Source organism: Microbacterium sp. CFSPD4_SD4 (assembly GCF_057364585.1).
Genome location: NZ_JBNFOC010000002.1, coordinates 104,537 through 122,930 on the forward strand (window position 1 = coordinate 104,537; position 18,394 = coordinate 122,930).

The 18,394-nt window shown below is 68.6% G+C and carries 19 protein-coding genes; 8 read left to right on the forward strand and 11 right to left on the reverse strand.

The genetic code is table 11. The annotated features are described in order from the left end of the window. The first annotated feature begins 163 nt into the window (after window positions 1-163). From AC2W7E_RS04480 to AC2W7E_RS04500, 5 genes are all read left to right on the forward strand, one after another. Window positions 164-1,177, forward strand: coding sequence for a DUF4236 domain-containing protein (locus tag AC2W7E_RS04480; protein WP_136029804.1), 1,014 nt, complete (start codon window positions 164-166; stop codon window positions 1,175-1,177). Continuing rightward, entirely contained in the window at window positions 1,174-2,556 is a 1,383-nt protein-coding gene (locus AC2W7E_RS04485) for a GmrSD restriction endonuclease domain-containing protein (RefSeq protein ID WP_485988629.1), read from the forward strand. The genes AC2W7E_RS04480 and AC2W7E_RS04485 overlap by 4 nt, the downstream gene beginning before the upstream one ends. A 772-nt stretch (window positions 2,557-3,328) precedes the next feature. Further along, window positions 3,329-3,604 carry a helix-turn-helix domain-containing protein gene (locus tag AC2W7E_RS04490; protein ID WP_485988755.1) on the forward strand — a complete coding sequence of 92 codons (276 nt, stop codon included), beginning with the start codon at window positions 3,329-3,331 and terminating at the stop codon, window positions 3,602-3,604. A 91-nt stretch (window positions 3,605-3,695) separates the two neighbouring features. Beyond that, window positions 3,696-4,328: an HsdM family class I SAM-dependent methyltransferase gene (locus tag AC2W7E_RS04495; protein ID WP_485988756.1), complete on the forward strand. Its 633-nt coding sequence runs from the start codon at window positions 3,696-3,698 to the stop codon at window positions 4,326-4,328. Window positions 4,329-4,772: 444 nt separating this feature from the next. After that, window positions 4,773-6,656, forward strand: a complete 1,884-nt coding sequence (locus tag AC2W7E_RS04500) for an MMPL family transporter (RefSeq protein WP_485988757.1) — start codon at window positions 4,773-4,775, stop codon at window positions 6,654-6,656. Between the two features lie 24 nt (window positions 6,657-6,680). Here AC2W7E_RS04500 and AC2W7E_RS04505 read toward each other — a convergent pair whose 3' ends face one another. From AC2W7E_RS04505 to AC2W7E_RS04515, 3 genes are read right to left on the reverse strand one after another with little or no spacing between them, the layout of a single operon-like run. Then, window positions 6,681-7,241 (reverse strand): dihydrofolate reductase family protein, encoded by a 561-nt coding sequence (locus AC2W7E_RS04505; RefSeq protein ID WP_485988630.1) that lies wholly within the window; start codon window positions 7,239-7,241, stop codon window positions 6,681-6,683. After that, window positions 7,238-7,852 carry a DUF1684 domain-containing protein gene (locus AC2W7E_RS04510; protein ID WP_485988631.1) on the reverse strand — a complete coding sequence of 205 codons (615 nt, stop codon included), beginning with the start codon at window positions 7,850-7,852 and terminating at the stop codon, window positions 7,238-7,240. The genes AC2W7E_RS04505 and AC2W7E_RS04510 overlap by 4 nt, the downstream gene beginning before the upstream one ends. A 40-nt stretch (window positions 7,853-7,892) precedes the next feature. Then, complete coding sequence (locus AC2W7E_RS04515; RefSeq protein WP_485988632.1) at window positions 7,893-8,702, reverse strand: sugar nucleotide-binding protein; 810 nt, start codon at window positions 8,700-8,702, stop codon at window positions 7,893-7,895. 50 nt (window positions 8,703-8,752) lie between these two features. Here AC2W7E_RS04515 and AC2W7E_RS04520 point away from each other — a divergent pair, with 50 nt between their 5' ends. Then, window positions 8,753-9,778, forward strand: coding sequence for an FUSC family protein (locus AC2W7E_RS04520; protein WP_485988633.1), 1,026 nt, complete (start codon window positions 8,753-8,755; stop codon window positions 9,776-9,778). A gap of 56 nt (window positions 9,779-9,834) precedes the next feature. On the opposite strand, the gene AC2W7E_RS04525 is transcribed toward AC2W7E_RS04520, so the two are convergent. Then, entirely contained in the window at window positions 9,835-10,488 is a 654-nt protein-coding gene (locus AC2W7E_RS04525) for an MIP/aquaporin family protein (protein WP_485988634.1), read from the reverse strand. Between the two features lie 171 nt (window positions 10,489-10,659). On the opposite strand from AC2W7E_RS04525, the gene AC2W7E_RS04530 reads away from it, so the two are divergent. Both AC2W7E_RS04530 and AC2W7E_RS04535 read left to right on the forward strand, forming a co-directional pair. Further along, on the forward strand, window positions 10,660-12,015 hold the full coding sequence (locus AC2W7E_RS04530) for an APC family permease (protein ID WP_485988635.1): 1,356 nt from the start codon (window positions 10,660-10,662) through the stop codon (window positions 12,013-12,015). Then, window positions 12,002-12,211, forward strand: a complete 210-nt coding sequence (locus AC2W7E_RS04535; protein ID WP_126893929.1) for a multidrug transporter — start codon at window positions 12,002-12,004, stop codon at window positions 12,209-12,211. The genes AC2W7E_RS04530 and AC2W7E_RS04535 overlap by 14 nt, the downstream gene beginning before the upstream one ends. A gap of 60 nt (window positions 12,212-12,271) precedes the next feature. Here AC2W7E_RS04535 and AC2W7E_RS04540 read toward each other — a convergent pair whose 3' ends face one another. The 7 genes from AC2W7E_RS04540 to AC2W7E_RS04570 all read right to left on the reverse strand — a co-directional run bounded on the left by AC2W7E_RS04540 (window position 12,272) and on the right by AC2W7E_RS04570 (window position 18,382). Continuing rightward, window positions 12,272-13,042 carry an SDR family NAD(P)-dependent oxidoreductase gene (locus AC2W7E_RS04540; protein WP_485988636.1) on the reverse strand — a complete coding sequence of 257 codons (771 nt, stop codon included), beginning with the start codon at window positions 13,040-13,042 and terminating at the stop codon, window positions 12,272-12,274. Beyond that, a complete protein-coding gene (locus AC2W7E_RS04545; RefSeq protein WP_485988637.1) occupies window positions 13,039-13,653 on the reverse strand; it encodes a nucleoside/nucleotide kinase family protein in 615 nt (204 codons plus the stop codon). Before AC2W7E_RS04545 ends, AC2W7E_RS04540 begins: the two co-directional genes overlap by 4 nt. Before the next feature lie 66 nt (window positions 13,654-13,719). After that, the gene (locus AC2W7E_RS04550; protein WP_485988638.1) at window positions 13,720-13,845 is read right to left on the reverse strand and encodes a hypothetical protein; all 126 of its coding nucleotides are present in this window, start codon (window positions 13,843-13,845) and stop codon (window positions 13,720-13,722) included. Then, entirely contained in the window at window positions 13,830-14,729 is a 900-nt protein-coding gene (locus tag AC2W7E_RS04555) for a sugar ABC transporter substrate-binding protein (RefSeq protein ID WP_485988639.1), read from the reverse strand. Before AC2W7E_RS04555 ends, AC2W7E_RS04550 begins: the two co-directional genes overlap by 16 nt. Before the next feature lie 49 nt (window positions 14,730-14,778). Continuing rightward, the gene (locus AC2W7E_RS04560) at window positions 14,779-15,834 is read right to left on the reverse strand and encodes an ABC transporter permease (RefSeq protein ID WP_485988640.1); all 1,056 of its coding nucleotides are present in this window, start codon (window positions 15,832-15,834) and stop codon (window positions 14,779-14,781) included. Then, window positions 15,831-17,330 carry a sugar ABC transporter ATP-binding protein gene (locus AC2W7E_RS04565; protein WP_485988641.1) on the reverse strand — a complete coding sequence of 500 codons (1,500 nt, stop codon included), beginning with the start codon at window positions 17,328-17,330 and terminating at the stop codon, window positions 15,831-15,833. Before AC2W7E_RS04565 ends, AC2W7E_RS04560 begins: the two co-directional genes overlap by 4 nt. Next, the gene (locus tag AC2W7E_RS04570) at window positions 17,327-18,382 is read right to left on the reverse strand and encodes an NAD(P)-dependent alcohol dehydrogenase (RefSeq protein WP_025102716.1); all 1,056 of its coding nucleotides are present in this window, start codon (window positions 18,380-18,382) and stop codon (window positions 17,327-17,329) included. The genes AC2W7E_RS04565 and AC2W7E_RS04570 overlap by 4 nt, the downstream gene beginning before the upstream one ends. Window positions 18,383-18,394 lie beyond the last annotated feature (12 nt).

An 18,394-nucleotide genomic window follows, 5' to 3' on the forward strand; every position in this document is an offset into this window, starting at 1 on the left:
AGTGGTCGTCGTTCAGCTCTTCCCCTACAGATGGGATTCGCGCAGGAGCCAACGTATCGCCGACCAGGTGTGCTTACCGGCCGGGTTCGGCTTGGCCTCCACCAAGGCGCAGCGTTCCTTGCGCATGAATAGAATCAGGGAGGTTGTCGAGAGAGGCTGAACTATGGGGTTCAAGGTCCGCAAGTCCATCAAGATCGCGCCCGGCGTGCGACTGAATGTATCCAGCAAGAACATCGGTGTATCGGCGGGTGTCCGGGGCGCCCGCGTCAGCGTGAACACCAACGGGCGCATGACGCGTACGGTCGGGATCCCGGGCACCGGCATCTCGCACACACAGTCGTCGAGTATCAGCGCGAAGCGTCCTGCATCCCGTCCGCGGCAGCAACCACAACCGACAGCTCCACCGAAGCCGAAGAAGATCAAGCCGGGTCTCACTGCCCCGGCGTGGGAGAAGCAACTGTTCAAGCAGCTCAGCGGACCCGGTGACGCATCGGTAATCCATGCGGTTGGTCAGCAGACCCCCGCGGCCGCGCCAACGGCCGCAATGGTCGAGGTGCTGCGGGTGGCTGCTCCGAACCGCGATGACGCACGGGCTCGCGTACTGCTTGGGTGGCTTTTCGACTCTGGATACGACCCCACCAGCGACCCGTTCATCACCAAGTACGTGGATACAGCCGAAGTCAGCATCCCGGTTGCGACCGGCGTGACGGCGATGATGAAGTGGGACCGTCAGGCCCTCGGCCTGCTGGCCGCCGAGCTAGAGCAGGCCGCCGGCGATCCCGAGCGAGCCATATCCATCGTCGAAGCACTGGAGCCGACAACAGTTGCTGCCGTGTCCCTCGCCGAGCTCTACGCGGAGCAGGAAAGATGGGCAGACATCATCGACCTGACCAACGGTCTCACCAACGAGGACGTCGCAGCGACGTTCCTCCTCATCCAGCGCGGCACGGCGCTGCGTGAACAGGGGTACTTCGAGGCCGCTCGCGAAGCGCTGAAGGAAGCGCTACGCGTGCGTTCGCGCCCCGTCGAGCTGCGACACCTCGCGCTTGTCGCACGAGGGCACACCTATCTCGCCGAAGGGAAGAAGGCCATGGCCCGCAAGGACTACGAGCGGGTACTGGCGGACAACGCCGCCTATCCCGGACTCACCGAGATGCTCGCCGCGGTGAGCGCGTGAGCACCCCTCCCGCCGGCTGGTTCCCCGACCCTGAGAATCCCAAGCAGACCCGCTGGTGGGACGGACAGCAGTGGAGCGCGCAGACCGCGCCGCCCCCACCGACCGGCATGCTTCCTCCGCCCGCGACAACCTTCGCGACCGCAGCAGCGAAGCGAAAGATACCCACTTGGCTGTGGATTATCGGCGGGCTAGCCGCCGTGCTCGTAACAGTCTTCCTCTCCCCGCTCGTCGCGCTGATCGCGCTGATCGTCACGATCACCGGTGTGGTCGCCCTTGTCCGCAACACCCCGACTTGGCTGCGCTTCACCTCGCGCCGACGAGCAGTGATCTGGACCATCGCGTCCGCCGTGGTCCTCTTCGTCGTCGGAAGCATCAGCACCGCGCTCTACCCGACGGACGAGAGCACCGCTGTTGAGGCGCCTGCTGATGTCGTCTCGACAACGACCGCGAGTCCAACGCCCACTCCATCCGCGACGCCGTTCGCGGATGACGCGTCAGAGGTGCAGGCCTTCGCGGGTCTGGCCGGCACTGCGAAGGATGCATCGGCGACGGCTAACCAAACTGCTCTCGCAGTTCTCGCCACCCTCGAGGTGAAGGGTCGCGCCCCGAAAACCGGATACGACCGAGACGAGTTCGGCCAGCGATGGCTCGACATCGACCGCAACGGCTGTGACACCCGGAACGACATCCTCGCCCGCGACCTCGCCGACGCCACACGGTCGGGTCCGTGCCGCGTGATCTCCGGGTCGCTCGCCGATCCCTTTACCGGAACCGAGATTGCGTTCTCCCGCGGACAGGGCACGTCCGAGCTGGTGCAGATCGACCACGTCGTGTCACTGTCCGACGCCTGGCAGAAGGGCGCTCAACAGCTCACTGCAGATCAGCGCGCGACCTTCGCAAACGATCCGCTGAACCTCCTCGCGGTCGATGGCTCGGCTAACGCGCAGAAGGGCGACGGCGACGCGGCGACATGGTTGCCCTCGAACCGAGACTTTCGCTGTGCCTACGTCGCGCGGCAGGTAGCGGTGAAGGCCACCTACGGTCTGTGGGTGACGCAGGCCGAGTACGACGCTATGGACCGCGTGCTGGTGACCTGCCCGGACGAGCCCGCACCTAGCTCAGCTTTCGCTGCACCCGCTCCGCAGCCGACATCGGAACCAGCGCCCGTCGAGCCAGATCCAGCGCCGGTCCCGGCACCAGCACCCATCCAGCCCGCACCCGCTCCGGTAGAGCCGGTACCCGCTCCGGCGCCACCCGCGAACACGTTCTACGCGAACTGCGATGCGGTGCGCGCGGCAGGCGCTTCGCCCCTCTACGCCGGCTCGCCTGGATACAGCCGGAAGCTTGACCGAGACGGAGACGGCGTCGCTTGCGAATGAGCGATGCGCAAGCACGCTCTGAAGTGGCACGACCATCTACAACATCTGCCTCAACGGCCAACTCCTGCAGACAGCGACATCGACCGTCGCTACGCGGTCGTCAGCCGCGGATGATGGATGTGGCGACCGTGAGGAAGGTCGCAGCAGCTAGGCAGGCTCTCACCTCGAGCTCCGCCGGATCTCGAACGTGCTCGGGCGGCAGGCGTGCCGCGGTTCGCTGTGGACTTGTCAGATGTCGAACACAGGCCCCGGCGCGAGGACTCCTCCCCCTGCTACGGTCGCGGCCGCTCGGCAGCCCAATGGGTTGCTTCGACCGGGGATATGTTCTCCGCGACTCTCTCTCACCGACTACCCTGCGGCGAGTCCGGGGCGATTGCTGCAGATCCGCCAGAAAATCTTGATGTCACGGTCAGTCCAAGGACTCTGCCAAGGCCGGAATGAGCCGTTTCGCCAGTCGAGAGTAGGGGACCACCTCGATCTGCCAAGGTGACCGAGTGCATAACGTAGCCCTGTAGGGATTTCAGAGGGTAGCTAGGGCCCCCTTTACTACTTACTTACTCTTGATCTCTCATATGAACTACCTACTACTTGGCAACCTTGCTAACAGCCCCCGATCCCTCGGAATCACTGGGGAAACTCCAGCCAAGGTGCCCTTGGTCAGCAGTTGTCGTTTTCGTCTACCACAGGTCCACCCGCACTAGATCTGCCGAAATATTTTTGGCAGATCCGGTGCGGGTGCATCAACGGTGGAGTCATGGGCGACGCGAACTTGATGCTGTGGAACGTTCGCGTCAGTCAGCACGTGGGCCAAGTGGAGCTCGCCGAACGATCCAACGTTTCTCAAGCTGTCATCTCGGGGATCGAGAGAGGCCGCCTCACTCCCTCCGCCGACGCTGACGCTCGCCGGGCAGGAGATCAACCCGCAGTCGTACGCGATCTGCAAGGCCGACATGACCGTCAAAGGCCAGTCGGTCGATGCCCCATCTTCTTCGGCGACACCCTCATCAAGGACAGCCACGCTGGCGCGACGTTCAGTTACGGTCTCTAATCCGCCGTTCGGCGTCGATTGGAAGTAGCAGCAGAAGGCCGTCACGGACGAACATACTCAGCGCGGATTCGCGGGACGGTTCGGACCTGGCCTGCCGCGCGTCTCGGATGGATCGATGTTGTTCCTCATGCACCTCATCTCGAAAATGCGCTCCGCCTCGGATGAAGGCGGGCGGGCTGCCATCGTCCTCAATGGCAGCCCGCTGTTCACCGGTGGAGCAGGGTCAGGCGAGTCCAACATTCGCACGTGGGTGCTCGAGTGCGATCTGCTCGAAGCAATCATCGCGCTACCCACCGACATGTTCTACAACATCGGCATCGCCACCTACGTCTGGGTGCTCTCGACCAAGAAAAGCGCCGAGCGCACGGGCCGGGTACAGCTCATAGACGGCACGAAGCTCTTCCGCAAGATGCGCAAGGGGCTTGGCTCGAAGCGCAACGAGCTCGGTCCCGACGACTCGCCCCCCTGCATCGGCCGCGGCACGCTCGGCAACCGTGGGCTGCTCGACCGGGGGGTGCTTCCCGCGACTCTCTCTCGCCTACTACCCTGCCGCGAATCGAGCAGACTGCGGGGAAACTGCGCACATTTGGTGCATTGCCCACCCCCTGCCCAGGCGGGGAGGGGCCTCGATCCCTGCCGGGAGAAGGGATCGGCGCGACACAGAGCGGATCTCAAGCTCAAGAACCCCCGACTTAAATCTCGATTGAACTGGGATTTAAGCTAACCGTTTGTCTGAAGTAGCTATGGAAAGCGCCTCTCCGCGACCTTCAGGATTCGGCAAAAACATCAGTCCGAGAAGCACTACCAGGGCGGCTCGGCAGTCCGGAGTAGTTTTGGAAGTGACACCACCTCTCTGATCCTCGCCTCGATGCGACCGGTTCGGCGTACCCGCCCCCGCCCGACCGGCATCCATCGAAAGAGGGAGACCTCCCTCCATCGTCTTGACGATGTCGCCGCCCGGCGCTCCTGGTGGAGTGACGGGTATGGCAGATTCTCGCGCTCTTCGGCGCTTTCCCGAGTGGATGACCTCCCGTGGCGGAGCGTGGATCACGCTCGGAGCGGTCGTCCTGATCATGATGACTCTCTTCGGCCTGTTCGGGTCGGCGAAGGCACCCGCCGGCAACGAGCAGGCCCCGCGGGGTCGGAGTCGGCGCACACGAGCGACCTGCTGGCCGAGTTCCCGAACGCGGATCGGCAGTCCGTGATCGTGGTCGCGTCACGCGACGACGGCGCGACGCTCTCGGCAGAGGACGTCACCGCCCTCGAAGGTCTCCTCCCGGTGCTCGACGCGCACGCGGACGCGGATCCGACCGGGCCTCTCGTGAGCGAGGACGAGAAGGCCGCGGTTCTCGTGACGCCGATCGCGGTCGGCCAGACGAGCACCGACACCGCCTCGGTGATCGCGGCGCTCCGCGCCGACATCGACGAGCACGCACCGGACGGGATGACGCTACTCGTGACCGGCGGTCCGGCGTTCGGCGCCGATATCGCCGCCTCCTTCGAAGGCGCCGACTTCACCCTGCTCCTCGTGACCGTCCTGATCGTCGCCGTGCTCCTCATCGTCACGTACCGGTCACCGGTGCTGTGGCTGCTGCCGCTCGCCGCCGTCGGCCTGGCCGACGGACTCGCCGGGCGACTGACCGCGGCTGCCGGTTCCGCGTGGGACCTGCAGTTCGATGCCGGGATCATCAGCGTCCTCGTCTTCGGCGCCGGGACCAACTACGCCCTGCTCCTGATCTCGAGATATCGGGAGGAGCTCACCACCACGACGAACCACCGCCGCGCGCTCAGCACGGCCTGGCGCCGGACCGCTCCGGCGATCCTCGCCTCGAACCTCACGGTCGTCCTCGCCCTCCTGACACTCGCCCTGGCGGTGATCCCCGGCACGCACGGACTCGGCGTCTCGTCCGCCATCGGGCTGTTGGTCGCCCTGGCGTCCGTCCTCTTCCTGCTGCCTCCGCTGCTGGCGGTGTGCGGACGGAAGGTGTTCTGGCCGTTCGTCCCTCGTCCCGGAGCTGCCGCACGACGCGACGGGGTGTGGCGGACGATCGCGACGCGCGTCGTGAGCCGGCCGGTCGTGAGCCTCCTCGGCGGTGCGGCCCTGCTGGCCGTGATGACGGTCGGCCTCGTCGGGACGACCGTCGGGCTCGACCAGGTCGACAAGTTCCGGGTCCCGTCCGAGTCCGCGACGGGTCTCGAGGTGCTCTCGAACCACTTCCCGGCGGGAGAGGCGCAGCCGATCCTCATCGTCACGGACAGCGGCGAAGCCGAAGCCGTCCTCACTGCGGCGCGCGACGTGGAGGGCATCGTCCGCGCCACTCCTGTCGGGACGACGGACGATGGGAAGCTCACGAAGATCCTGGTGACCAGCGAGTATGCGCCCAGTACCGACGAGAGCCTGGCTCAGATCACGGATCTCCGGGACGCCGTGCACGATGTGCCGGGGGCGGGGGCGGTCGTCGGCGGCGCGGTGGCGACGGATCTCGACGCCCGCGCCGGGAACCTCGCGGACCTCGGCGTCGTGGTGCCCCTGGTCCTGGTGGTGAGCTTCCTGGTGCTGACGTTCCTGCTGCGATCCCTGGTCGCGCCGCTGCTGCTGCTCGCCGTCAACGTGGCGAGTGCCGTGGCCGCCATCGGCGCCGGGGCCTGGCTCAGTCGCGTGCTGTTCGGGCAGCACGCGCTCGATCTCCCGGTACCGCTGCTGGCCTTCCTGTTCCTGGTCGCCCTCGGCATCGACTACACGATCTTCCTGGTCCACCGCGCCCGGACCGAGGCGGTGCTGCGGGGCACCCGGGACGGCATGGTGGAAGCGGTCGCCCACACCGGCGGCGTCATCACGAGCGCCGGGATCGTCCTCGCCGCCGTGTTCGCGGCGCTCGGCGTCCTGCCGCTGGTCACCCTCGGGCAGCTGGGGCTGATCGTCGGCGTCGGTGTGATCGTCGACACGCTGGTGGTCAGGACGGTGATCGTCCCGGCGCTGTTCGCTCTCGTCGGCGACCGCATCTGGTGGCCGGGGCGACCTGCCTCCGGACGCAACGCTGACGCCGGCTGATGCGTCGGGGTCGCTGTGCGTCGCTCACGCCACCGGACGGTACCGCTGCGCGACGGCGCCGGAGCGGAACTCCCGCCGCTCCACGAGCTCGAGCCGAAGACGCTCGTGCACGCCGTCGAGCAGCCGGGGACCATGCCCCGCGACGACCGGGTGGACCACGAACAGGTACTCGTCTATCAGCCCGAGGTCCGCGAGCGCCGCGGGCAGAGCCACTCCGCCGACCGACAAGCCCTCCCCAGGCTGATCCTTTAGCCCCCGCACCGCCTTCGAGAGGTCGCCGCGTACGAGGTCCGCGTTCCAGTCGACGGCATCGAGCGTCGCCGACACCACATGCTTCGGCAGGCGATCGATGGTCTCTGCGAAGGGCGTCTCCCACTCCTCCATCCAGTCCGGCCAGACTCCGGATTCCGGACGCCGCCACGCGGCCCGCATCATGTCGTACGTCACCCGGCCGTAGAGCAGCGCGTCGGCGCGCTGCAGCTCCGCGGTCCAGAAGCGCATCGACTCCTCGTCGGGCGGGAGTCCCGCTTCGTGATGGCAGCAGCCGTCGAGCGTCACGTTGATCGCGTACCGCAGCGGTCTCATCGGAGCTCTCCGACCGGGATCGGCACCGTCAGCACGTTGCCGGGTGGCGCCAGCGGGCACGCCCACGCCGGGTCGTAGGCGCAGGACGGGTTGTACGCGAAGTTGAAGTCGAGCACGAGCGTGCCGCGGCGCGGGTCGGCCCCGAGGTCGGCACCCTTGATCGTGTCGATGAGGTACCGCCCGCCGCCGTACGTCCCCCCGCTCTGCCCGGCGGAGGAATCGCGCACCGGCACGAACAGGCCGCCGCCGTAGGAGGCGAGCCGCCACACGTCGAGGGACCCGACGTCAGGGATCTCCACGACGCCGACGCGCTCGAACGGCACGATGCCGTCCGTCCCCGTGGCGAACTCGAACGTGGCCGGCTCCGTGTCGCGGATCGGGAGCTCGAACCGCCAGGCCGGGTCGTACGAGGCGATCGGCAGCCCCTCGAACAGCGCCCTGTCCTGCGGGAGGAGAGGCGTCGCCGGGTGCCGCAGCAGCAGCTCGTCGCGCTCGATCCGCCACAGCTCGTGCGCCTCCTCCGGGGAGTCGGCCCGTCGCACCGCTTCGTACAGGGCGAACACCCGCCGCCGCCAGTCGACGACCTCGACGGCCGTCTGCGCATTCGTCATGCGCCCACGGTACGCCGGACGACGGACGCTCGGAATGCCCTCAGTCCCGGTCGATCATGTCCGCGTAGCCGTCCTCGTAGGTCGGGTAGTCGAGCCTGCCGAGGACCGCATGCGCCAGCGAGCCGTCGTAGACGAAGCCGCTCGCCGCACCGCCGTCGTCCGGGGGCACGGGCACGCCGAGGCGGTCGGCGAGGAAGGTCACGACGTCTCCCAGCGGAGCGGGCGCCTGGTCGACGGCGTGCACGAGCGTCGGGGGCTCCGGCATCCGCAGCAGCAGGTCGAGAATGCGTGCGAGATCGGCCTCGTGGATCCGGTTCGTGCGGCGGCGGTGCGTGACGGGTGCCCCCTCCCTGACCTTCCGGAGGAGGAACTCGCGTCCGGGACCGTAGATGCCCGCGGGGCGCACGACCACCGCGTCGAAGAGCTCGACGGCCGCCTTCTCGCCGTCCCGCAGACCGCGGCCCCGGTCGGTGGTGGGCGCCGGCTCGACCCGCTCGGTCACGGGCTCGGAGCTCCCGGCGCCGTCGAACACCCCGGTGGACGAGACGAAGACCGTCCGCGTCGGCCGGGCCGGCAGCGCCGCCGCGAGATGCGCGAGCGCCGTGCGATACGACGACACGTCCGGACCGGGCGGCAGGGTCATCACAACCGCGTCGACCTCGGGCAGCGGCGCGGTGAGCGGAACGGTCAGATCGGCCGCGAGCGCCGTCACCCCGTCCGGCACGGGTCCGTCACTGCGGCGGAGGGCCAGGACCTCACCACCGTCCGCGAGGAGCAGCGGAGCGAGCCGGGTGCCGAGCTTCCCGAAGCCGACCAGGAGGGTGCGGCGCGGCGGAGGCGGAGTGGTCATCCCTCCCACCCTCGCACATCGCCGCCGGGCGACGGACGTAGGCTTGATCGGTGACGGAATCGCAGGGACGGGTGTGGACGGGAGTCCTCCGCGTCGGTCCGCACCGCGGGGATCACCGGGTCGCCCTGCGCGCCGCGGTCAGTGTCGCCGTCCCGCTCCTCGTGCTGTGGGCCGTCGGCCGGCTCGACCTCAGCATCTATGCGAGCTTCGGCGCCTTCGCCGCGCTCTACGGCCGGCACGACGTCTTCCGCGACCGGATCCGTATGCAGGCCAGCGCCGGCGGCGTGCTGCTCGGCGCGATGCTGATCGGCACGGCCCTGTCGGTCCTCGCCGCCCCCGCCGTGCTGAGCATCGTCGTCGTCGCCCTCGTCGCGTCGGCCGTGACGCTGCTCGCCTACGTCCTGCAGTGGCACCCGCCCGGTCCGCTCTTCACGGTCTTCGCGACCGGGGCGTGCGCGACCATCCCCGCCACCGGCGCCTCCTTCGGCGCGGTCCTGCTGGTCGGCGGGGCGAGCGTGCTCTTCGGCCTCGCGCTCACCGCCCTGGTCGCCGTCGTCACCCGGACCACGGCGGAGGCGGCACCGAAGGCACGCCCGGCCGTCGGGCCGGTCGCCGCCGAGATGGCCGCCTCGGTCGCCGCCGCGATCGTCGGAGCGGGCATGGTCGGCCTGCTCCTCGGCGGCACCCACTGGTACTGGGCGGCGGTCGGCGCGGTCGCGGCGGTCAGCGGCGCGCAGCTCAACGCCCGCGTGATCCGCGGCATCCAGCGCCTCGTCGGCACGCTGCTCGGCGTGCTGGTCGCCGCCGGGATCCTCGCCCTCGACATGCCGCCGCTCGCCGTGATCGCCGTCGTGGTGGTCCTGCAGGGGACGGCCGAACTGTTCATCGGCCGCAACTACGGCATCGCGATGGTGTTCGTCACCCCGCTCGCGCTCCTGATGGTGCACCTGGCCGCGCCGACTCCGGTCGCCGACCTGCTGACCGACCGCGTGCTGGAGACGATCATCGGCGTGGTCGTCGGAACGGTGGTGGCCGTCACGTCCGCGGCGATGCGCCGACGGAGCCGACGCCGCTGACGAGACGACGGAGCGCCGCACCCCGTTGAGGGATGCGGCGCTCCGAGGCGAGGCTTCTACTCGGCGTCCGCGGCGATCTTCCGCGCATCGTCGGTGTTGAGCACCCGGAACAGCAAAGCGGCGATGACGGCACCGACCGCGGGAGCCACGATGTACAGCCAGAGCGAGCCCCACGCGAAGTGCCCGCTGACCGAGAGGCCGAGTGCCACCGCCGGGTTGAATCCGCCACCCGAGATGGAGCCGACCGTCGCCGCACCGACGAAGACGGTCGCACCGATCGCGAGCCCGTAGAACGAGTTGCCCGCCGTGTCCTTCGAGGTGGCGGAGTTCAGCACGACCCAGACGAGGATCAGGGTGAACAGCGCCTCGACGAGGAACGCCGGACCGACCTCGATGACCATCGCCTTCTCCCCCGCCGGCCAGACGGCGAGGGCCACGAGAGCGGCGAGCGCCCCGCCGGCGAACTGCGCGACGAGGTAGGAGACGAAGTCGGCGACGCTGAGCCCGCCGCGCAGGAACACACCCAGCGAGACCGCCGGGTTGAGGTGGGCGCCGGAGATGTGGCCCGTGGAGTACACGAGCACCATCAGCGTGAAGCCGATCGCGAGCGGGGTGAGGGGGCTTCCGCTGTTCACCGCCGCGATGATGGCGAGGACGAAGAGGAACGTGGCGACCGCTTCTGCGAGCGCCTTGCGAGGTGTACCGGTCATGATGGTGTCCTTCTGTGGGATCGCAGGCGGCCCCCCGTCCCCCCGGAACGGCCCGGGCGACGACCCGCCTTGCGGCACCGAGGATAGCGCGCGGTCGGCTCTCGGTGGCTCATTGGCGGCGGAACTGTCAAGCCCGTCGCCTGCCGGGGTTCCGGCCCCTACCGTGCAAGGATGACCGTCCAGACCGAGCCGCGCGCCGAGAACCCAACCCGGCTGCGCCGCGCCATCACCGGCCCCCTGTTGTTCGCGTTCATCCTCGGCGACGTGCTGGGGGCGGGGATCTACGCGCTGATGGGTGTGCTCTCGGAGGACGTGGGCGGCCTGCTCTGGGCACCGCTCGTCCTCGCGCTCCTCCTCGCCATGCTCACCGCAGGGTCGTATGCCGAGCTCGTCACCAAGTACCCCCGCGCGGGCGGCGCCGCGGTGTTCGCCGAGCGGGCGTTCCGCAGCCCGCTGGTCTCCTTCCTCGTCGGCTTCAGCATGCTCGCGGCCGGCGTGACGAGCGCGGCCGGTCTCGCCATCGCCTTCGCCGGCGACTACCTCAGCACCTTCATCGACCTGCCGACGATCCCGGTCGCGATCGTCTTCCTCGCGATCGTCGGCCTGCTCAACGCCCGCGGCATCCGCGAATCGATGGGCGCGAACCTCGTGATGACGGCGATCGAACTCAGCGGCCTCGTGATCGTGATCGTCGTCGTCGCGGTGTTCGTCGGCGGCGGAGGCGGCGATCTGTCCCGGGCGACGCAGGTGCCCGAGGGGGCGAACGTCGCCCTCGCGGTGCTCTCCGGCGCGGTGATCGCGTACTACTCGTTCGTCGGCTTCGAGACCTCGGCCAACATGATCGAAGAGGTCAAGGACCCGCGGCGGACCTACCCGCGCGCATTGTTCGGTGCGCTCCTCACCGCCGGTGTCGTGTACGTGCTCGTCGGCATCGCCAGCGCCGTCGCCCTGCCGGCCTCCGAGCTGCAGGAGTCCAGCGGCCCGCTGCTCGCGGTCGTCGAGGCCACCGGGGTCAGCGTCCCGTCCTGGCTGTTCAGCCTCATCGCGCTCATCGCCGTCGCCAACGGAGCCCTGTTGACGATGATCATGGTCAGCCGCCTCACCTACGGCATGGCGGAGCAGAACCTCCTGCCGTCGGTGCTCGGGCGCGTCCTGCCGAAGCGGAAGACCCCGTGGGTCGCGATCCTCACCACGACGCTCGTGGCGATGGGCCTCACGCTGGTCGGAGACCTCGCGACGCTCGCCGAGACCGTCGTGCTGCTGCTGCTCGTCGTCTTCCTCAGCGTCAACATCTCGGTGCTGGTGCTGCGCCGCGACAAGGTCGAGCACGACCACTTCCGCGTGTGGACGTTCGTCCCGGTGCTCGGCGTCGCGTCGTGCATCCTGCTGCTCACCCAGCAGCGCCCGCAGGTGTGGCTGTTCGGCGCCATCCTCCTCGCCGTCGGGGGCGTTCTCTATGCTCTCGCCCGATGGACCCGCAACCGTTCCCAGACCACTGACACGAAGGAGAGCCATGAGCACGCCTGACGACACCGCCGACGAGACGTTCGAGGAGAACCGTCACGACCAGCTGACCTCGGCCCCCGATGCCACGGAGGCCGACGCCGCGCCGCGCGTGGACGTCTCGGAGCACGACGGCAACACGCGCATCGACATCCGGGACGATGCCGAGGTGCGTCCGGGGCCCGGGCCTGGCATGCCCGAGGCCGACGGCGACGACTGAGTCCGTACACGCACGAGCGCCCGCTCTCCTCCCCGGAAGCGGGCGCTCGCACATGCGGGGTCAGAACAGCGTGTACCCGCCGTCGACCACCAGGACGGTGCCGGACATGAAGCTCGCGGCATCCGACGCGAGGAAGACCACCGACGGGCTGACCTCGCTCGGCGTGGCGTAGCGCTGCTGCGCGGAGTCCTCGATCCAGAACCGTCGGAAGCGCGGCTCGTCCACCGGCGACATGTCGGTCTTGATGTAGCCGGGCGCCACGGCGTTCACGCGCACCCCCGCCGGCGCCCACTCGGCCGCCAGCGACTTGGTGAGGTGGTGCACCGCGGCCTTGGAGGCGTTGTAGGCGGGCTGCATCTGCGGGCGGTTGACGATCTGGGCCGAGATGGAGCCGACGTTCACGATCGACCCGGAGCCGCGCGCGACCATGTGCGCACCGACCGTCTGCGACAGTCGCCACAAGGCGGTGAGGTTCGTGTCGATGACGTGCGCCCACTCGTCGTCCGTCACCTCGAGCGCCGGGCGGTGGATGCAGGCGCCCGCGTTGTTGATGAGGATGTCGAGACGCCCGCCCACGGCCTCGATCGCCTCCGCCGCGATGCGGTCCACGGAGGAGCGCTCGGTGAGGTCGCCGAGCACGACCCAGGCCCGCCGCCCGACGGCCTCGATCTCGGCCGCGGTCTCCTGCGCTGCGGCCTCGTCCCGACCGTGGACGACCACGTCGGCGCCGGCCTCGGCGAGGGTACGGGCGAACTCGCGGCCGAGACCGCGGGTGGCGCCGGTGACCAGCGCGGTCTTGCCGGTGAGGGCGAATGCATCCATGACGCTCATGCGTCGTCTCCTTCGTTCAGGGTGATGATGGCGTCGGCCCGATGCCGGGTCGCGCGGATGAGGACGGCGTTGGGGCCGTCGACGTCGGTCGCCCAGGCGACGGCGTCGGTGTGCGACCTCCCGTACGCCTCGTGGCGGGCGACGAGACGACGCAGCCGCAGGTCCTCGGGCACGTCGAGGTACCAGGTCTCGTCGAGCAGGGGGCGCACGTGCTCCCACCCGTCGGCGTCGTGCAGCAGATAGTTGCCCTCCACCACGATCACGCGATCCCGGGCGGAGAGCGGCAGCATCTCGGCGACCGCGGCGTCGATGTCGCGGTCGAACCGTGGGGCGCGCACGTCCTCCCCCGCGCGGAGGCGGCCGAGGAGGGCCGCGAAACCGGCGACGTCGAACGTCTCCGGTGCCCCTTTGCGGTCGCGGAGTCCGCGGCGATCGAGGTCGTCGTTTGCGAGGTGGAACCCGTCCATCGGGAGGACCGGCATCCCGAGCCGCTCGGCGAGGGTGGACTTGCCGGCCCCGGGCGGCCCGACGACGCCGAGCAGGAACGGCCGCCCGTCGCTGGACAGTTCCCCCACCCGGGTCAGGGCATCGGCGGCGGTGAGTGCGTGCATCAGCGATCCTCGGCGGTGGTCGGGCACGGATCGGGGAGCGGGCGGGCGCCCGCTCCCCGACCGATGTCACTGGTCGAGCAGTCCGGCGTCCTTGTACAGGTCGATGTACTCCTGGACGCCGTCCTTCGTGATGAGCGGGTTGCCGATGTCGACGTTCACCTCGTCCTCCGCACCGGTCAGGAGATCGTGCACGGCCTTGAGGTTGAGCTCCGCCAGCTCGCGGGCGTTCTGCAGGAGGTGGCGGTCATGGTGCCGGCCTCGATCAGCAGGACGGCCTCGGGGGTGCCGTCGACGCCGTAGGCGAGGATGCCGTCGAAGCCGCCCTTGCCCTTCACCGCCTCCAGTGCACCGGAGGCCATGTTGTCGTTCATCGAGATGATCGCGTCGATGTCGGAGTTGGCCAGCGACCAGTCCTCCATCAGGGTCATCGCCTCGTCCTTGTTCCAGTTCGCGATGTCCTCGGCGACGATGGTCACGTCGGGACGCTCGGCGAAGAACTCCTTCTCCCAGGCGTCGCGGCGAGCCGTGCTGTGGAAGTTGCCGGCCGGGCCGTTCAGCACCACGACGTTGGCCCCGTCCGGGATCTGCTCCACCGCGAGCTCGGCGACGACCGCGCCCTGCTTGTAGGGGTCGGCGTCGACTGAGTCGCCACCGGTCAGGCCCTCCACGCGCGGGTTGGTCGTGATGGTCACGATGCCCGCGTCGATGGCCTGCTGGATGTACGGCAGCTGTGCGTCGGCGTTGTTGGCCTGGACGATGATCGCGTCGAACTTGTTCGCGATCGCGTTCTCGATCATCTTGTTCTCGATCTCGTCGTCGGCCTGGCCGTCGAAGACCTCGAGGGTGATGTCGTCGTACTCGCCGGCGGCCGTCTTCATCTCGTTCGCGAGCCAGGCGGCGAACGAGTCGGCCTGCGCACGGGCGATGTACGCGACGCGGTACTCGTCCTTGTCCTCGGAGCCACCGCCTCCGCCGTTCCCGGTCGGGTTCCCGGTGGTGACGGCGCAGCCGGCGAGGCTGATCGCCGCGGCGGCAGCGGCGCCGAACGCGATGATCCTGCGGGTAAGACTCTTCATTGTCTTCTCCTGTTTCTCTGGGTGGGGTGAAGCGGTCGGGTGGGCGCGGTCAGGACGACGTCCTGCCGCCTCCCGGGTCGGATGCGGATGCGGATGCGGATGCGGATGCTCCGACAGGGAAGGGATCGCCCTTCGCGTCGGACTTGAGGATCGTGGTCTTGGCCTTGCCGCGCTTGCTGAACACGTCGTAGGCGACGGCGACGACGATGATCGCGCCCATCACGATCTGCTGGATGTACGAGCCGATCCCGATGAGGTTCATGATGTTGCCGAGGATGCCGACGATGAGCGCACCGGCGAGGGTGCCCATCACGGTGCCGACGCCGCCGGAGAAGCTCGTGCCACCGATGATCGGGGCGGTGATGGCCTGCAGCTCGTAGCCGACGCCCGCGTTGGGGAGACCGGCGTTGACGCGGGACATGAAGATGACACCGGCGATGCCGACCAGGGCGCCGTTCACGAGGAACGCCTGGTACTTCACGCGCTCCACGGAGATTCCGGCGGCGCGTGCCGCCTCCTCGTTGCCGCCCACCGCGTAGACCGAGCGGCCGTACCTGGTCTGGTTCATGAGATACCAGATCACGATCGTCACGCCGATCAGCACGAGCACCGGGATCGGCAGCCAGCCGAGGTTGCCCTGGCCGATGAGGATGAAGTCGCCCAGCTGGAGGACGTTCTGCCCCTGGGTCAGCTCCAGCACCGCGCCGCGGGCCATCAGCATCATCCCGAGCGTCACGATGAACGCGGGGGTCTTCAACGTCGCGACGAGGAAGGCGTTCACCAGGTTGCACAGCATGCCGATGAGGATGCCGGCGAGGATCGCGAGCAGCAGGTTGCCCGTCGACTTGTAGACCAGCACCGACACGACACCCGCGAACGCCATGACGGCGCCGGCGGACAGGTCGATCATGCCGCCGATGATCAGCGTCATCGCGCCGAAGGCGAGGATCGTGATCACCGCGACCTGGCGCAGCACGTTGAAGATGTTGTCCGAACTCAGGAAGTTCGGGCTCAGGAAGCTCGCCGCGACGATCACCACCAGCAGGATGATGTAGATCGAGAAGCGGTTCACCTCGAGTCTCTTCAGTGTCTGGAGCATTGTCATGCCACCTCGATTTCATTCATGGCGTAGGTGAGGATGGTTTCCTGCGAGAACTGATCGGGCGTCAGCTCCGCGGTGAGGCGTCCGGCCGACATCACGTAGATGCGGTCGCACATGCCGATGAGCTCGGGGAGCTCGGACGAGATCATGAGGATGCCGCGTCCCTGGCGGGCGAGCTCGGTCATGATCTTGTAGATCTCGAACTTCGCGCCCACATCGATGCCGCGCGTGGGCTCGTCGAGGAGGAGCACCTTCGGATCGGCGATCAGCCAGCGGGCCAGGAGCACCTTCTGCTGGTTGCCGCCGCTGAGGTTCGCGATGCGCGTCTGCAGGCTCGGCGCCTTGACGTTCATCTTCCGGAAGTACTCGGTGACGAGCTCCTCCTCCTCCCGACGCCGGGCGAAGCCGCCGTGAATCACCTTGCGGAGGCTGGCGAGGGTGGCGTTCTTCATGATGCTCAGCTGCGGGACGATCCCCACCAGCCGGCGGTCCTCGGACAGCATCGCGACGCCCGCCTTGATCGCCTGGGTCGGGTTCTTGATCTTCACGGTCTGCGTGTCGACCTCGATCTCCCCGGCGTCCAGCTTGTCGAGACCGAATACGGCACGGATGACCTCGCTGCGCCCGGCGCCGATGAGCCCGGCAAGCCCGACGATCTCGCCGGCGCGGATGTGCAGGTCGATGTCCTCGAACATGTGCTCGGCGGACAGCCCGGTGGCCCGGAAGACCGTGTCGCCGATCGCGACCTGCTCCTTCGGGTAGGACTGGTGGTCGAGGTCGCGGCCCACCATCTGCGCGATCACCTGGCTCGACGTGATCTCGGAGGCCGGCTGCGAGCTCACCACCGTGCCGTCCCGCAGCACGCTGATGTCGTCGGCCAGCTCGAAGACCTCGTCCATCTTGTGCGAGATGTAGATGATCGACTTGCCCTGGGCGCGCAGGTCGCGGATCTTCGCGAACAGCGACTCGACCTCCTTGTGCGCGATCGCCGAGGTCGGCTCGTCCATGATCAGCACGTCCGCGCTGTGGTACACGGCGCGGAGGATCTCGAGCGTCTGGATCTCCGACACGGTGAGGGTGCCGAGACGGCGGTTGATGGAGAAGTCGAGCCCCTCCTCGGCGAGGATGCGCCGGGCCTCGCTGCGGATGAACCGCCAGTCGACCTTGCCGAACTTCATCGGCAAGCGGCCCAGGAAGAAGCTCTCGGCGATGGTCATGCCGGGCACGTAGTTGAGCTCCTGCGAGATCATCGCGATGCCGCGGGCGCGGGCGTCGATGGGGTTCTTGATCCGCACCTCCTCGCCGCGCACCCGGATGGTCCCGGCGTCGGGCTGGTAGATGCCGTTGATGATCTTCATCAGCGTCGACTTGCCGGCGCCGTTCTCTCCGCACAGGGCGTGGACGGTGCCGGGACGCACGTCGAACGAGACATCGTCCAGGGCCTTCACCCCGGGGAACGACTTCGAGACGCCCTCGACCGAGAGCAGGGCCTCGGTCATGACGCCGCCTTCACGGCGGGCTCGTCGACGCGCCGGACGCGGGGCAGGACGATGCGCTTGAGGGAGTCGATCGATCCCTCGCCCGACAGCGCCTCCTCCACCTGCTCGATGCCGTAGACGTGGGTCACGAGCGAGTCGAGCTCCACCTGACCGGATTCGAGGAGCGCGCGGGCGATGGGCCACGTGCCGGTGTACCGGAAGATGCCGGTGACGTTGAGCTCGCGCATGGCGACCTCGGGCACCGACAGCGGGAACTCGTCGGCGCTGCCCACGAGCACGACCGTGCCGCCGGCCCGGGTGGAGCGGATGCCGTTGACGATGGCGGGCGTCGCGCCGGAGGCGTCGATGAACACGTTCGCCTCCAGCTCCACCGTGGAGTCGGCGGCCGGATCGATCGTGCGCGCACCGTACGACGCGGCGAGCTCGCGGCGGGCCGGGTTGATGTCGGCGATCACGACGTCGACCGCACCGAATGCTTTCGCGACCTGCGCCGTGATGATGCCGATGGGACCGCCTCCGGCGATCAGCACGGTGTCGCCGACCTTGATGCCGCCCTTCTGCGCGGCCGCGATCCCGACCGACAGCGGCTCCATGAGGGCGGCGGCGTGATCGCTGATCGAGTCGGGGACGTCGTAGGCGAAGTCGTCCTGGATGAGCACGTAGTCGCAGAACGCGCCGTCCACGGGCGGGGTGGCGTAGAAGGCCATCTGCGGGCAGAGGTTGTAGTCGCCCGCCCGGCAGAAGTCGCAGCGGCGGCAGGGCCGCTGCGGCTCGATGGCGACGCGCCGACCGATCCGCGCCGGGTCGACGTCCGCACCCACCGCGACGATGCGTCCGCTCACCTCGTGGCCGAGGATGAGCGGGCTGTCGACGACGTACGGGCCGATGCGGCCGTGCTCGTAGTAGTGCACGTCGGAGCCGCAGACGCCGACGCTGGCGACCTCGATCAGCACCTCGTCGGCCGCGGGGACCGGGACGGGGCGCTCCTCGAGCGCCAGGTCCTTCACCCCCCGCAGCACACTGGCGGTCATGGTGGTGGGGATCTCCGTCATGGGTGTCCTCTC